At 75.3% G+C, this 14,008-nt stretch carries 13 protein-coding genes; 6 read left to right on the top strand and 7 right to left on the bottom strand.

Annotation, left to right across the window (positions count from 1 at the left end; translation table 11 throughout):
- Positions 1-73: 73 nt before the first annotated feature.
- Complete coding sequence (gene lipB, locus ACZ6ZI_RS01630) at positions 74-871, bottom strand: lipoyl(octanoyl) transferase LipB (protein WP_363056977.1); 798 nt, start codon at positions 869-871, stop codon at positions 74-76.
- Between the two features lie 309 nt (positions 872-1,180).
- On the opposite strand from lipB, the gene ACZ6ZI_RS01635 reads away from it, so the two are divergent.
- Positions 1,181-2,617 carry a regulator gene (locus tag ACZ6ZI_RS01635; RefSeq protein WP_469514379.1) on the top strand — a complete coding sequence of 479 codons (1,437 nt, stop codon included), beginning with the start codon at positions 1,181-1,183 and terminating at the stop codon, positions 2,615-2,617.
- Positions 2,618-2,674: 57 nt separating this feature from the next.
- On the opposite strand, the gene ACZ6ZI_RS01640 is transcribed toward ACZ6ZI_RS01635, so the two are convergent.
- The 3 genes from ACZ6ZI_RS01640 to ACZ6ZI_RS01650 form a co-directional block, all read right to left on the bottom strand.
- Positions 2,675-3,961, bottom strand: coding sequence for an FAD-dependent oxidoreductase (locus ACZ6ZI_RS01640; RefSeq protein ID WP_469514382.1), 1,287 nt, complete (start codon positions 3,959-3,961; stop codon positions 2,675-2,677).
- A 161-nt stretch (positions 3,962-4,122) separates the two neighbouring features.
- Positions 4,123-5,025, bottom strand: a complete 903-nt coding sequence (locus ACZ6ZI_RS01645) for a TIGR01777 family oxidoreductase (protein WP_469514385.1) — start codon at positions 5,023-5,025, stop codon at positions 4,123-4,125.
- Between the two features lie 159 nt (positions 5,026-5,184).
- Positions 5,185-5,874 carry a VIT1/CCC1 transporter family protein gene (locus ACZ6ZI_RS01650; protein ID WP_469514388.1) on the bottom strand — a complete coding sequence of 230 codons (690 nt, stop codon included), beginning with the start codon at positions 5,872-5,874 and terminating at the stop codon, positions 5,185-5,187.
- A gap of 76 nt (positions 5,875-5,950) precedes the next feature.
- Between ACZ6ZI_RS01650 and ACZ6ZI_RS01655 the strand changes: the two genes are divergently transcribed.
- Positions 5,951-7,081 (top strand): PP2C family protein-serine/threonine phosphatase, encoded by a 1,131-nt coding sequence (locus ACZ6ZI_RS01655; RefSeq protein ID WP_469514391.1) that lies wholly within the window; start codon positions 5,951-5,953, stop codon positions 7,079-7,081.
- A gap of 7 nt (positions 7,082-7,088) precedes the next feature.
- On the opposite strand, the gene ACZ6ZI_RS01660 is transcribed toward ACZ6ZI_RS01655, so the two are convergent.
- Positions 7,089-7,355, bottom strand: a complete 267-nt coding sequence (locus tag ACZ6ZI_RS01660) for a hypothetical protein (RefSeq protein ID WP_469514394.1) — start codon at positions 7,353-7,355, stop codon at positions 7,089-7,091.
- Between the two features lie 107 nt (positions 7,356-7,462).
- Here ACZ6ZI_RS01660 and ACZ6ZI_RS01665 point away from each other — a divergent pair, with 107 nt between their 5' ends.
- Complete coding sequence (locus ACZ6ZI_RS01665; protein WP_469514396.1) at positions 7,463-7,837, top strand: ArsC/Spx/MgsR family protein; 375 nt, start codon at positions 7,463-7,465, stop codon at positions 7,835-7,837.
- A 40-nt stretch (positions 7,838-7,877) separates the two neighbouring features.
- Here the strand turns inward: ACZ6ZI_RS01665 and ACZ6ZI_RS01670 are convergent, their stop codons facing one another.
- Positions 7,878-9,557 carry an ABC-F family ATP-binding cassette domain-containing protein gene (locus tag ACZ6ZI_RS01670; RefSeq protein ID WP_469514398.1) on the bottom strand — a complete coding sequence of 560 codons (1,680 nt, stop codon included), beginning with the start codon at positions 9,555-9,557 and terminating at the stop codon, positions 7,878-7,880.
- A gap of 254 nt (positions 9,558-9,811) precedes the next feature.
- On the opposite strand from ACZ6ZI_RS01670, the gene ACZ6ZI_RS01675 reads away from it, so the two are divergent.
- Positions 9,812-10,390, top strand: coding sequence for a hypothetical protein (locus tag ACZ6ZI_RS01675; RefSeq protein ID WP_469514401.1), 579 nt, complete (start codon positions 9,812-9,814; stop codon positions 10,388-10,390).
- Between the two features lie 193 nt (positions 10,391-10,583).
- Here the strand turns inward: ACZ6ZI_RS01675 and ACZ6ZI_RS01680 are convergent, their stop codons facing one another.
- Positions 10,584-11,525, bottom strand: coding sequence for a Gfo/Idh/MocA family protein (locus tag ACZ6ZI_RS01680; protein ID WP_469515775.1), 942 nt, complete (start codon positions 11,523-11,525; stop codon positions 10,584-10,586).
- A gap of 188 nt (positions 11,526-11,713) precedes the next feature.
- Between ACZ6ZI_RS01680 and glnII the strand changes: the two genes are divergently transcribed.
- Both glnII and ACZ6ZI_RS01690 read left to right on the top strand, forming a co-directional pair.
- Positions 11,714-12,733: a glutamine synthetase gene (gene glnII / locus ACZ6ZI_RS01685; RefSeq protein ID WP_469514405.1), complete on the top strand. Its 1,020-nt coding sequence runs from the start codon at positions 11,714-11,716 to the stop codon at positions 12,731-12,733.
- A 157-nt stretch (positions 12,734-12,890) separates the two neighbouring features.
- A complete protein-coding gene (locus tag ACZ6ZI_RS01690; RefSeq protein ID WP_469514407.1) occupies positions 12,891-13,808 on the top strand; it encodes a DUF6891 domain-containing protein in 918 nt (305 codons plus the stop codon).
- Positions 13,809-14,008 lie beyond the last annotated feature (200 nt).

Below are 14,008 nucleotides of genomic sequence, written 5' to 3' on the forward strand. Positions count from 1 at the left end.
CAGGGTACGCCCGTAATTTCGTACGCTCTTACGTCGGCCAACCCGAGGTCGGCCGGACGCATTCCCCCGCCGGTCAGCCGGCGGCCGGCTCGATCTCGCGGGGACGCAGCTCCGCGTTCTCCAGCACGTCCCTGAGGTGGCGCTCCACCACCGGCAGCAGTTCGGCGATGGTGACCTCGCGGCCCAGTTCGTACGAGAGCGAGGTCACACCGGCGTCCCGGATGCCGCAGGGCACGATCCGGTCGAACCAGGTGTTGTCCGGGTTCACGTTGATCGAGAACCCGTGCATCGTGACGCCCTTGGCGACCCGGATGCCGATGGCGGCCAGCTTGCGGTCCTCGCGGCGCTGGCCGGCGTTGGACGGAGCGTACTCGGGTCCGTTGAGGCGGGCGTCGAACTCGTCGTCGTGCAGGCGGGGGTCGAAGTCCAGGGAGAGACCGCCGAGCTTCGGGCGGTCCTCGACCGGGTCGCCGAGCACCCACACCCCGGAACGGCCCTCGATCCGGGTGGTCGCCACGCCGAACTCGGCGGCGGTGCGGATCAGGGCCTCCTCCAGGCGGCGCACGTGCGCGACCACGTCGACCGGCCGGGGCAGCTTCATGATCGGGTAGCCGACGAGCTGACCGGGGCCGTGCCAGGTGATCTTGCCGCCCCGGTCCACGTCGATGACGGGGGTGCCGTCCAGGGGACGCTCGCTCGGGTCGGTGCGCCGACCGGCCGTGTAGACCGGCAGGTGCTCCACGAGCAGGCAGGTGTCGCCGATCTCCTCGGCGAAGCGGGCGGCGTGCACGCGCCGCTGCTCCTCCCATGCCTCGGTGTACTCGACGGATTCCGGCCCGAAGCCCAGATGGACGAACGAAAGCTCAGTCACCGCGGCGCCTCCTCGTTGAACCTGCTGTGTGCACGTATCGCACTCGGCAAGGGTACGGCGACCCCCGCGCGGGCCGTCAGGCCCCTCCCGCGCCGGGCCCCGGCCCGGTCCCGCGGGGTCGGGGCCGGCGGGTCGTCGGGGCGCAGCGTACGCGGAGGGTGTGGATCGGGCCGTAAAGAGCCCTACCCAATCTGCACACGATCGGATGAATGTGGGGCAGAGAGGGCGGTGTGAGCGAAGTTCGCCGCTACATTCGCGCCGTTCAAGGGCCGGTGCTCCGGTCCGTCGCGTCAGGAAACCGTGGAGCCGATGACGGAACGACCTGCCCAGCGCGTCCCCAACCGGCAGCTCGCGGCGCTGATCGCCGAAGCCGGGTTCTCCAACGCCGGGCTCGCCCGCCGCGTCGACCAGCTCGGCCTGGAGCACGGGCTCGACCTGCGGTACGACAAAACCTCCGTGACCCGGTGGCTGCGCGGCCAACAGCCGCGCGGTACGACCCCCGCGCTGATCGCGGAGGTCTTCACCCGGCGTCTGGGCCGCCGCCTGTCCGCCCAGGACCTGGGCCTGGACGCCTGCGCGCCCGTCTACGCCGGGTTGGAGTTCGCGGCCACCCCCGAGGAGGCCGTCGACATCGCGAGCGGCCTGTGGCGCAAGGACTCCGGTTCGCACGCCGAGCTGCGCAAGATCGCCTTCACCCCGGCCGGGCTGGTCGTCCCCAGCCGGGACTGGCTCATCGGCCGGGCCGACGAGCGGGTGGGGCGCGGCGCGGAGGCCGGCGCCCGGGTCCCGGCGCAGGGCCGCGCCTCCGTCCCGCGGCAACGGCAGGTGGACCGGGGTCCCGGACAGCGGGTGACGGGTGGGGACATCGCGGCGCTGCGGTCGGTGGGCGAGCTGTTCCGGACCCTGGACCACACCTACGGCGGCGGGCACGCCCGGCAGGCCCTCGTGCGGTACCTGGAGCACGAGGCGGAGCCCATGCTGCGGGGCACCTACGGGGAGGCCACCGGGCGGCGGCTGTTCTCCGCCGCGGCCGACCTGACCCGCCTCGCGGGCTGGACCTCGTACGACATCGCCGCCCACGGGCTCGCCCAGCGCTACTTCGTGCAGGCGCTGCGGCTGGCGCAGGCCGCCGGGGACCGGGCGTACGGGTCGTACGTGCTGATCACGATGAGCCGGCAGGCGGTGTACCTCGGGCACGGCCGGGAGGCGGTGCAGCTGGCCAGGGTGGCCCAGCAGGGCGTCGGGTCGGGCCCGCCGCCGGTGGTGCAGGCCCTGCTGCACTCCTCCGAGGCGCGCGGGCACGCGGTGCTGGGCGAGGTGCGGGCGGCCACGGCCTGTCTGGTGCGGGCCGAGCGGGCGCTCGGCGCGGCCCGGCCGGGGGACGACGTACCGCACTGGGCCCGGCTGTTCGACGAGGGGCAATTGGCGGACGAGTTCGGGCACTGCCACCGCGACCTCCAGCAGTACCGGGCCTCGGCGCAGCACGCGGAGCGGTCCCTGCAGCTGCGGGCGCCGGGCTTCGCCCGCTCGCGGTTGTTCTGCCGGGTGGTGCTGGCCACGGCCCGGCTGGGGCTGGGCGAGCTGGACCAGGCCTGCGCGCTGGGGGCGGAGGCGGCGCAGCAGGCGACGGAGATGCGGTCGGTGCGGGCGGTGGAGTACGTGCGCGACTTCGAGCGGCGGCTGGAGCCCTACCGGGACGCGGCGGCCGTGCGGACGTACCGGGACCGCGTGGCGGCCCTGTCCTGATCGCGGGCGCGTCCGTCGGGGCCCGGTCCCGGGAGGGACCGGGCCCCGACGGGTGGGTCAGGCGGCCGCCGGTACGGCGGGGCGCGGGTGGGCCGGGATCGGGATGCCGAAGTCGCGCAGCAGGGCCCCGGCGGCCCGCCGGGCGGAGTGCAGGGCGCCCTGGACGGTGTTCGAGTCGCGGTGGTCCCCGCAGACGTAGAGCCCGGCCAGGACCCGTACGGGTCGTCGCAGGTCGTACGGGGGCGGCATGGCGGGGACGGCCTCCGGGGTGTGGTGGACGGCCAGGAGCTCCCAGTCCCGGGTCGAGGTCTCGTAGAGCCGGGCCAGGCGCGCGGCGACGGTGCGGGCGGGCGGGGGCGGGCCGTGGACGGTGGTGGTGACCAGGCCGCGGCCGGCGGGGGCCCGGGTGGGGTCGACGGCGCTCATCACGGTGGTGTGGGCGATCGGCCACTTCGGGTCGGCGTCCAGGAGCAGCGAGCCGTCCCAGGGCAGGGGGGTGCGGGTCGCGTGGTGGATGACCGTGACCTCGTGGAAGTCGGGCACCCGCAGGCCGGGCAGCAGTTCGGCGGCGGCGCGGGCGCCGGTGGCCAGGACGACGGAGCGGCAGGCGAAGTCGCCGTGCTCCTCGGTGGTGACCAGGTGGGTGGAGACGGAGCGGACCCGGACGCCGGTGCGGACGGTGCCGGGGGGCAGGCCGGCCGCGAGGAGGTCGGGCAGGACGCGGGCGCCGCCCTCCGGGACGGCGAGCCGGCCGCGGGCGAAGGTGCGCAGGGCGAGGTCGGCGACGCGGCTGGAGGTGGTGAGCTCCGGGTCGCGCAGCAGGGCGGACAGCAGGGGCCGCAGGATCCCGTTGACGGTGCGGGGCGGCAGGCCGCGGGTGCGCAGGGCGGCGTGGGCGGTGCGTTCGGGCCGGGCGAGCAGCCGGTCCGGGGGCAGTGCGGCGAGCCGCGCGAGGGCGGCGCTGAGGCGGGCCTGGTCCAGGGAGCCGCTGGCCAGGGCGCGGGCGGGGGTGAGGGCCCCGGCCCGCTGCTGCCTGCCGTCGGCGCCGGCGACCAGGACGCCGGGGGCGAAGGGGCGCAGGACCAGTCCCTCCAGGCCCGGGGTGCGGTCGGGTTCGGTGTACGAGGTGTTGAGGAGCTGGCCGACCCGGTCGAGCCGGAAGCCGTCCACCGACGCGGTGGCCATCCGGCCGCCGGGATCGGCGGCGGTCTCCAGGACGCTGACCGTGACCCCCGCCGCGATCAGGTGGTGTGCGGCCGCGAGTCCTGAGACTCCGGCTCCGACGATGACTACGTCCGCACGGTGTGCGGCGTGGTGTACGGCGCGGTGTGTGCTGCTGAGCACGTGCCCCTCCCCGAGGTCGGCGCGGCTGTGTGGGGATCCTCCTTCCCCCAACGGGCTCCGGCAGAACCCGAGTCCGGCCGGGTATTACGCACAACTCCGGTCGCATGACGGTCGCATCCGGGTCACGAACGGTCGCACGTGGTCAGACGGTGCGCCCGCCCCTACGTCGGCTCGCGCTTCAGGGCCGCCCGGATCGCCTCTTCGATGCCGGGGTGCGCGAAGGTGAAGCCGGTCTCCGACAGGCGCCGGGGCACGGCCCGCTGACCGACCAGCACGTCCTGCGAGAACTCCCCGAGGGCGAGGCGCAGGGCCGGGGCGGGCACGGCGAACACCGTCGGGCGGCGCAGGACCCGCCCCATGGCGGCGGTGACCTCACGGTTCGTCAGGGGCTCGGGGGCGGTGAGGTTCACGGGGCCGAAGAGGGCGGGGGTGTCGATGATGTGGCGCAGGGCGGCGACCTCGTCGTGCAGCGAGATGAACGGCCAGTACTGGCGGCCGTCGCCGAGCCGACCGCCGAGTCCGGCCCGGAAGAGCGGGAACATCCGCCCCCAGGCCCCGCCCTCGGCGGAGACCACCAGCCCGGTACGGGCGTGCGCGGTACGGATGCCGGCCTCCCGGGCGGGGCGGGCGGCGGCCTCCCACTCCACGCAGACGGAGGGCAGGAAGCCCTGTCCGGGCGGGGCCGACTCGTCGACGCGGTGCTCGCCGGTGTCCCCGTAGTAGCCGACGGCGCTGCCGCAGACGAGGACGGACGGCGGGGTCGCGAGGGCGGCCACGGCGCGGGCGATGGCGGCGGTGCCGAGGACCCGGCTGTCGCGGATCTCCTTCTTGTACGCGGCCGTCCACCGGTGGTCGCCGACGCCGGCCCCGGCCAGGTGCACGACGGCGTCGACCCCGTCGAGCCCGGCGGGGTCGACGTACCCCTCGCGGGGATCCCACCGCGCCTCCTCGGGACCGGTGGGGGCGCGGCGCACGAAGCGGACGATGTCGTGGCCGTCGGCGCGCAGGGAGCGTACGAGGGCCTTGCCGATGAGTCCGGAGGATCCGGTGAGGGCGATACGCATGCCCCCAGTGTGGCGGCCGGGTACCCCGCCGGGCCCCTGCCCGGGCCGATCGGTGCGGCTCCCCCGCGCGCCGCCGCACGGGCCGCGCTCCCCGCCCCGCCCCGGACCCGGCCCCACAGCCACCGGACCCCGGACCCCGCAGCCACCGGCCACCCGGCGTCAGGTCGTGCCGAGCCAGGTGCCCACCGCGTACGTGACGGCCATCGCGAGGGCCCCGCCCAGGACGTTGCGCGCGACCGCCCGCGCCGGAGGGGCCCCGCCCAGGCGGGCGCTGACCAGCCCGCACAGGGTGAGCGCCGCCAGTACCGCCCCCACCGTCACCGGCACCCGCTGCGACGCCCCCGGCAGGACCACCGCCACCAGCGGCAGCAGCGCCCCCACCGTGAAGGCAACCAGGCTGGCGAACGCCGCGTGCCACGGGTTCGCCAGCTCGTCCGGCTCGATCCCCAGCTCCACCCGGGCGTGCGCCCGCAACGCGTCCCGCTCGGTGAGCTGCTCGGCCGCCTCCCGGGCCAGGTCCCGCTCCAGCCCCCGCGCCGTCAGCAGGTCGGTCAGCTCCTCCAGCTCCGCCTCGGGCTCCTCGGCCAGTTCCCGCCGCTCCACGTCCAGCGCGGCCCGCTCCGAGTCCCGCTGGGAGCTGACGGACACGTACTCCCCCGCCGCCATCGACAGCGCGCCCGCCAGGAGTCCGGCCACGCCCGCCGTCAGGATCGCGGCGCGCGAGGTCGTGGCCCCGGCCACGCCCACCACCAGGCCGGCCGTCGAGATGATCCCGTCGTTGGCGCCGAGCACCCCGGCCCGCAGCCAGTTCAGCCGGGTGCTGATCACGGCGCTCTGCGTTCGCGTCATGGGACCACTGTGGCCGCGCCCGCCCGACGGGGCCGGCCGGCGTGCGCGGCCGAGGCCCCCGTACCAGGGTGGAGGGGTGAGACGCGGACGCCAGGAGCCGGGCCGGCTGCACGGGACCCCGCCGCCGCGCTGGGCCCGGTTCGCGCCCGCGGTGGCGATGTTCGGGCTGTGCCTCGCCCAGTGGCTGACCCCGGGCGATATCGAGCTGGGCTACTTCCTGGCCGGGCTGCCGCCGGTGGCCGCCTTCTCCTACGGGGCCACCGGCACGGCCGTCTTCGCCGCGCTGGTCATGGCGGTGCTCGCCCTGCCCGCGCTGGGCGTCGCCCACGCGCGCGGGAGCGACCTGGCCACCGTGGCGGTGGTCGGGGTGCTCAGCGTGATCATCGCCTGGGTGCGGCGGCGTCGGGACGAGCAGCTGGTCAGCGTCCGCACGGTCGCGGAGGCCGCCCAGCTGGCGGTCCTGCCGCCGGTGCCGGAGCGCGTGGGTCCGGTGCACTGCGCGGCCCTGTACCGGGCCGCGCAGACGGGCACGCTCGTCGGCGGCGACCTGTTCGACGTGCGGGCCGGACCGTACGGGGTGCGGGCGGTGGTGGCGGACGTACAGGGGCACGGGCTGACGGCGGTGGCCACGGTGGCCGCGCTGCTCGGCGCCTTCCGCGAGGCGGTGCTCGACGATCCGGAGCTGGCGGCCGTCGCGGCCCGGCTCGACCGCCGGCTGACGGCGGACGCGCAGGCCGACGCCGCCCCGCACGAGGAGTTGTTCGCGACGGCCGTCCTGCTGGAGTTCCCGCCCGGGCTGGACCTCGTCCGCGTCGTCTCCTGCGGCCATCCGCCCATCCTGCTGCTGCGGGGGCCCACGGTCTCGGAGGTGGGCGCGGAGCCCGGCCCCCCGCTGGGCCTGGGCCTGGCCGGGCCGGTGCACCCGCCCGTGGCGGAGATCCGGCTGCGCCCCGGGGACCGGCTGCTCGCCTACACCGACGGGGTCACCGAGGCCCGGGACGCCGCCGGTCACTTCTATCCGCTCGCCGTCCGCATCCCGGTGCTGGCGAACGACCCGGGGGGCCTGGTCCCCGCGGTCTGGAGGGACCTCGCCGCCTTCTCCGGGGGCGGCCCCCACGACGACGTCGCGCTGCTGCTGCTCTCGCCGGAAGCGGCCGGACCGGCCCGCCCGGGACCCGCACCCCGGGGCGGACCGGCGCGACGCTAGGCCTGCCCTACGCCGTCTGGCGTTCGCCGGCGGCGATGAAGGCGCGGACCATCCGGCAGGTGAGGTTGGACGGGCGGTGGATGCCCACCCGCACGGCCATCGTCCGTATCTTGCGGTTGGTCGCGCGGCGCGGGTCGTACGTCCCCGTGTCGAGCAGGGAAATGGCCAGACGCATCGCCTTCAGGCGGCGGTTGTGGCTCTCGTACCGCTCGCGGGGCAGGCCCGCGGGCAGCGGCTTCTTCTTCGGCATCACAATGATCGCGGCAGCGGCCATCTACAGCCTCCCAAACGGTAGTTGGCTTCCTGTCGTGCTGCTTCGATTTTACCGGGGGGCACTGACAAAAGCCCCTGGCCGGACGGCGTTCTCCTACCCTGGGGGGCATGGAGATCTGGATCAATCCCGCCTGTTCGAAGTGCCGCTCGGCGCTGACCCTGCTGGACGCGGAGGGCGCCGACTACACGGTGCGCCGCTACCTGGAGGACGTGCCCTCGCCGGACGAGATCCGCGAGGTGCTCCGCCGCCTCGGGCTGGAGCCCTGGGACATCACGCGCACCTCGGACCCCCTCGCGAAGGAGACCGGCGTACGGGACCTGCCGCGCGAGGCGACGCGGGAGGCCCGGGAGCGCTGGATCACCCTTCTGGCCGCGCACCCGAAGCTGATCCAGCGGCCGATCATCACCGCCGAGGACGGCACGGCGGTCGTGGCCCGCTCCGAGGAGGCCGTGCGCGACGCCCTGTCCCGCACGGGCGGCTAGCCCGGCCTGTCGCCACGGCGGCGCCCGGCCCCGCCCCGGCTCACGCCGCGAGGGCCGGGTGCGCCGGGTGGGCCGGGTGGGCCGGGTGGGCCGGGTGCGCCGGGCGGGCGGCGCCGCGGCGGTCGGGGCCCGGGAGTTCGAGGCGCCGCCCGGCGAACGCGGCCCGCAGCCGCCGGTCGTGGGTGACCACCACGAGGGTCGCGGTGTACGGCGCCAGCGCCGCCTCCAGTTCCTCCACCACGGCGGGGGCCAGGTGGTTGGTCGGCTCGTCGAGCAGCAGCAGGTCCAGCGGCCCGGCGGTGACGAGGCGGCCCAGCTCCAGCTTCCGCCGCTGGCCGGCCGACAGCTCCCGGACCGGGCGGTCCAGGTCGGCGGCGGCCAGCAGGCCGAGCCCGGCCACCCGCGCCGCCCGGACCTCCCCGAACAACGCGGACGCCGACCGGGCCTCGTCCGCGAGCGGATCGTCCTGCCGCAGCATCCCGACGCGGCCCGGCACCCGCAGGGCCCCTCGGGTCGGGGCCAGTTCACCGGCGAGCAGGCGCAGCAGGGTGGACTTCCCGGCGCCGTTGGGCCCGGTGACCAGCAGTCGTTCGCCCGGTTCCAGGCGCAGCGACAGCGGGTCGAGCCGGCCCGGCACCGCGATCCCCTCGGCGTGGACGGCTCCCGCCGCGTCGCCTCCGGTGAAGCCGCCGGTGAAGACGAGCGGCTCGGGGGGCCGGGGTACGGGGTTGTCGTTCAGGCGCTGGAGCCGTTCCCTGGCGTTGCGGATGCGGCTCATGGCGCCGTGGGCACGGGACCGCGCCCGGAACGCGCCCGCTCCACTGAAGGCCGCCGGGGCCTTGCGCGGGATCACCGCGAGCCGGTCGATGTGCCGGTCGGCCAGCCGTTCGACGCGCCGGGTCTCCTCGCGCCATTCCTCGTGTTCCCGCTCCCAACGCGCCCGGGCGGCGGCGCGGGCGGCCAGGTGGCCCGCGTAGCCGTTGCCGTGGCGGTGCACGGTGCGGCGTTCGTGGTCGACCTCCAGGACGGTGGTGGTGACCCGGTCCAGGAAGAGCCGGTCGTGGGTGACGGCGACGACCGTGCCGCGATGGGCCAGGAGGCGACGCTCCAGCCAGTCGACGGCCTCGTCGTCGAGGTCGTTGGTCGGCTCGTCCAGCAGCAGCAGTTCCGGTTCGCAGGCGAGGGCGCCGGCGAGGGCGAGGCGGGAGCGCTGCCCGCCGGAGAGGGTGCCGAGGAGCCGGTCGGGGTCCAGCGGCTCGCGTTCGCCGAGCCGGCGCAGGGCGGTGGCGAGCCGCCGTTCGGCCCCGTGGCCGCCGCGCGCCTCGTGGCGGGCCAGCAGGTCGTCGTAGGCGGCGAGTTCCTCGACGCCGGCCAGGTGCATCCGCGCCTCGGCCGAGCGGATGTCGCGCTCCAGGGCGCGCAGTTCGGCGAGGGCGTGGTCGACGGCGTCGCCGACCCGCGCGGTCGGGGGGAGGTCGAGGGTCTGGCCCAGGTGGGCCAGACCGCCGGGGGCGCGGACGAGGACCTCGCCCCGGTCGGGGCGCTCCAGTCCGGCGAGCATCCGCAGCAGGGTGGACTTGCCGGAGCCGTTGTCCCCGACGACCCCGACCCGTTCGCCGGGCCGGACCGTCAGGCTCACGCGGTCGAAGACGGGGCGCGCGTCGTAGCGCTTGCCGACCTCGGACAGGACGATCTGGGTTGCGGCGAGTGGAGTGCGCAAGCGCGTTCCTTTCGTTGACGACAGGGGAAGCGGGACCGGAAACCCGATCCGAGACGAACCGTCTCGTCTCGCTTCGAGGGAGACGGTACACCGCGCCGACCCGTCACGCAAGACGTTCCGTCTCGTGAAGTGCGGACGGAGCGGAGAGGGTGGCCACGAGAGCCCCGGGCCTCACGCCGACCCCACCTCCGGCCGCCTAGGGTGACCGGTACCCGAAGGGAACAAACCGCAGCAAAAGGAACCAAGGTCCATCCGTGAGCGAGCAGCCCCGCATTCCCCCCGTCCCCCGCGCCGGCGCCGACGCCGACACCGGCGGGCACCCGGCGCATCCGGCGCACCACGCGGCCCACCCGCCCCACCGGGGCGCCGACTGGATGTTCGGCGGGGTGTACGGGACGGTCCTCGCCAGCGGCCTGCTGGCCGCCCTGGACCAGGCGGGCGAGGAGTACACCCCCTTCTACGACGCCAGCTGGGTCCTGGTCACCGCCGCCACCGCCGCGCTCGCGCACGGCTACTCCCACCACATGGCCGGCCACCAGGGCGGCTCCGCCGGGCACCGGTGGCGGGTGCTGCTGCGGGCCCTGTGGAACGAGTGGCCGATGATCGTGGCCACCCTGCCCACCGTCCTGCTGCTGGTCCTCGCCGGGGTCGCGGAGTGGGAGTCCTACGGGGTGACGGCCGTCGGACTCGGCCTGAACACCGCGCTGCTGTTCGCCTGGGGCTCCTTCGTGGCCGTGCGCGTCGGTTACCGGCTCGCCTCGGCGCTGCTGATCGGCCTGGCCGACGCGACCATCGGACTGGCCATCATCGTGGCGAACGCCGTCATCAAGTGAGCGACGCCGGCCGGGCATCCGGCCGACGCCGACTCGCGGCCGGGGCCGGGGCCGGGGCCGAGGCCGGGGCCGGCGCCGGGGCCGGGGCCGGCGCCGGGGCCGGGGCCGGGGCCGGCGCCGGGGCCGGGGCCGGGGCCGGGGCCGCGATCGGGGTCAAGCCCGCGGTCACGGCCGGGCCCGCGCCGCGCGCCGCTCAGGGTTCCAGCTGCGCCTCCGCCCGCGCGAGGATCTCCGTCAGGCGGGCCCCGAACGCCGCGTCGCGCGGGTCCGCGACCCCCGTGCGGGCGGCGGTCAGGAGCGCGTCCAGGGCCCGCCCGTAGGCGCCCGGCACGTCGGTCCAGTCGGGCAGCGAGAACACGCCCTCGGCGCCGCGCAGTTCGAGCCCCACCCCCGCGGCGGCCGACGGGGCGCCGAGGCTGAGCACGGCGGTGCCGGCCGCGCCCGAGGCGTGCCGCAGGGCCAGCTGGACCAGGTCGGAGGGGCCCCGCGTGGCGCTGACGGACTCCACGTCGCCCAGGATCGGGATCAGCACGGACAGCGCGTGGGGGCCGACGTCCCACAGCCCGCCCTTGGCCCTGCGCCAGGGCGAGTCGGCGTACGCGCTGGGCGCCCCGTCGGGCGGGAAGACCGCGCCGAGCCAGTGCGCGGAGGCGGTGTACCACCCGGAGCGCGCGGCCTGTTCGGCGACCCAGCCCGCGGTGGGCTCGGCGAAGCGCAGCGTCAGGAAGACGACGGAGGCGACGCGGTGGAGCGCCGCGGCGTCGGCGACGGCCCGGGCCGCCTCCGCCGTGGTCGCGACGGGCTTGTCGAGCAGGAGGTGGCACCCCGCGGCCGCGGCGCGGACGGCGAGCGGCGCCTGGACGTCGGGGGGCAGGGCGAAGGCGGCGACGTCACAGTCCGCGAACAGCGCGTCGGGGTCTTCGTACACCTTCACGCCGTACGCCCGCGCCAGTTCGGCGGCGGCCTCGGGCCGGCGGCCCCAGACTCCGGCGAATTCGGAGCCGGCGTGCGCGGCGAGCGCGGGGGCGTGGGTGCGCGCGGCCCAGGGGCCGGTGCCGAGCAGGCCGACCCGGGGGCGGGGAGCGTCGGGGCCCTCGGGGGAGCCGGACGCGGAGGAGTTCAAATCGTACGAAATGCTCACCGGGTCAGTCTGCCGCACCCGGCCGGCCGGGCCGCCGGCGACCCGCACGGAGCGCCCCGGCGGCGGGGTGAACGTCGGTAACACGGGGTTCACACCCGGGCAACGGACGGGAAATCGCGGCGGGGGACGCTGCCGAGGACACCATGGCGATCCGCAGCACCCGCAGAGTCAGGATGGGGCCCGTGAGCTACAAGGCTGAGTACATCTGGATCGACGGCACCGAGCCGACCGCGAAGCTTCGCTCCAAGACGAGGATCCTGGCCGACGGCGCGGAGCTGCCGATCTGGGGCTTCGACGGATCGAGCACCAACCAGGCCGAGGGGCACGCCTCCGACCGGGTGCTCCAGCCGGTCTTCTCCTGCCCGGACCCGATCCGCGGCGGGAACCACGTCCTCGTGCTGTGCGAGGTCCTGAACATCGACATGACCCCGCACGAGTCGAACACCCGGGCCCTGCTGCGCCCGGTGACGGAGCGGTTCGCGGGTCAGGCCCCGATCTTCGGCATCGAGCAGGAGTACACCTTCTTCGACGGCATCCGCCCGCTGGGCTTCCCGGTCGGCGGCTTCCCGGCGGCGCAGGGCGGTTACTACTGCGGTGTCGGCGCGGACGAGATCTTCGGCCGGGACATCGTCGAGAAGCACCTCGACCACTGTCTGGCCGCCGGCCTGGAGATCTCCGGCATCAACGCCGAGGTCATGCCCGGCCAGTGGGAGTTCCAGGTGGGTCCGCTCTCCCCGCTGGAGGTCTCCGACCAGCTGTGGATCGCCCGCTGGCTGCTCTACCGCACCGCCGAGGACTTCAACGTCTCCGCGACGCTGAACCCGAAGCCGGTGAAGGGCGACTGGAACGGCGCGGGGGCGCACACCAACTTCTCCACGAAGGCGATGCGCGAGGACTACCGCGCGATCATCTCGGCCTGCGAGGCGCTGGGCGAGGGCAGCAAGCCCCTGGACCACGTCAAGAACTACGGCGCGGGCATCGACGAGCGCCTGACGGGCCTGCACGAGACCGCCCCGTGGAACGAGTTCAGCTACGGCGTGTCCGACCGCGGCGCCTCGGTGCGCATCCCGTGGCAGGTGGAGAAGGACGGCAAGGGCTACATCGAGGACCGCCGTCCGAACGCGAACGTCGACCCGTACGTGGTGACCCGTCTGATCACGGACACCTGCTGCGCCGGCCTGGAGAAGGACGGCCTGGCCTGAGACGGCCCGGTCCGCGACGGCCCGGTCCGCGACGGCCCGGTCCGGGAGGTCCCGGTCCGGGACGGACCGCGTAGGGAACGCCGACGGCGCGGCGCCCGTCCTCCCCGGTGGGAGGGCGGGCGCCGCGTTGTCGGCGGGGCCTGTCATGGTGTCCCCCATGCAGCAGGCGATCAGCATCAGAATCGACACCGAGCGCGGGGAACGCCACGACCGTCCCGTGCTCGCGACCCTGACCGGGCTCGTGGAGCGGATCGGCGGGGACGGGGACCACTTCGTCATCGTGTCCCGACTGCCTGACGATCCGGACGTCTACGTCCAGGTGTGGCACGAGAGCGGCGGGGACTACCAGCTGGAGCACCGGGCGGGCGCCCCGGACCGGCACTTCCAGGCGTTCGTCCCCTCGGCGGCGGAGGTCGTCGAGGTGATGCGCCGTTGGGCGGCCCGTGAGAAGGGTTGGGACGTCGGCCCGGACTGGAAGCGGCTGGACTTCCCCGTCGAGGACGTGCCGCCTCTCGACCCGGTGCTGGACGAGCAGCTGAGCGGGATCGTCCGCGACCGGCTGCGGTGCGGGTACGCCGGCCGGGCCGCGCTCATCGAGGACGCCGAGGACAACCTCGTCGAGGACGGGGTGCGTCCGGTGTCGCGCGCCCAGGCCGAGCGCCTGGTGAACCGGTTGTGGCGGGAGCGGGTGGAGGAACAGGCCGACTGGGTGGGCGAGACCGACCCCGAGCGGCTGGGGCGGGCGTTCGCGGCGCTGGACGCGTCGGGCATCACCGCCCGGGAGAACTTCACCTGTTGCCGCACCTGCGGCCTCGGGGAGATCGGCGGGGAGGCGGAGCCGGGGGCGCGGGGGTTCGTCTTCTTCCACAGCCAGTGCACCGAGGGCGCGGCGGCCGGCCACGACCTCTACCTGCTGTACGGGGGTCACGAGCCCGGCGTGGAGCTCACGGAGGCGGTGGGTCGGGAGGTGACGGCGGCCCTGGACGCCGTGGGTCTCGACTGGCTGTGGGACGGATCCGCCCACGATGCGATACGGGTGACGGGTCTGGACTGGCGGAAACGATTGACCGGTTGATGGTTTTGTCGGGAATGTAACGTCTTGACGAAACCTTGATCGCTGAATATGAGATTCCGCTCCACGAAGTGAGATGGGGCCTGCCTCGGGCCCCGTCCGTCTGCTTCAATGGCGTCCATGGCCGGCTATTCGTACACCTCGACAGGTCACGGCGACCTCCAGCCGTTCTGGCCCTCCCGTCAGCACCACGATTTCGACCG

It is taken from the genome of Streptomyces sp. NPDC103540 (genome assembly GCF_055584445.1).

Excerpts from the sequence above, each read along its gene's own strand:
- ACZ6ZI_RS01690 (WP_469514407.1), top strand. The coding sequence starts at position 12,891 with ATGCAGCAGGCGATCAGCATCAGAATCGACACCGAGCGCGGGGAACGC.
- ACZ6ZI_RS01645 (WP_469514385.1), bottom strand. The coding sequence starts at position 5,025 with ATGCGTATCGCCCTCACCGGATCCTCCGGACTCATCGGCAAGGCCCTC.
- ACZ6ZI_RS01635 (WP_469514379.1), top strand. The coding sequence starts at position 1,181 with ATGACGGAACGACCTGCCCAGCGCGTCCCCAACCGGCAGCTCGCGGCG.
- ACZ6ZI_RS01650 (WP_469514388.1), bottom strand. The coding sequence starts at position 5,874 with ATGACGCGAACGCAGAGCGCCGTGATCAGCACCCGGCTGAACTGGCTG.
- ACZ6ZI_RS01660 (WP_469514394.1), bottom strand. The coding sequence starts at position 7,355 with ATGGCCGCTGCCGCGATCATTGTGATGCCGAAGAAGAAGCCGCTGCCC.
- ACZ6ZI_RS01665 (WP_469514396.1), top strand. The coding sequence starts at position 7,463 with ATGGAGATCTGGATCAATCCCGCCTGTTCGAAGTGCCGCTCGGCGCTG.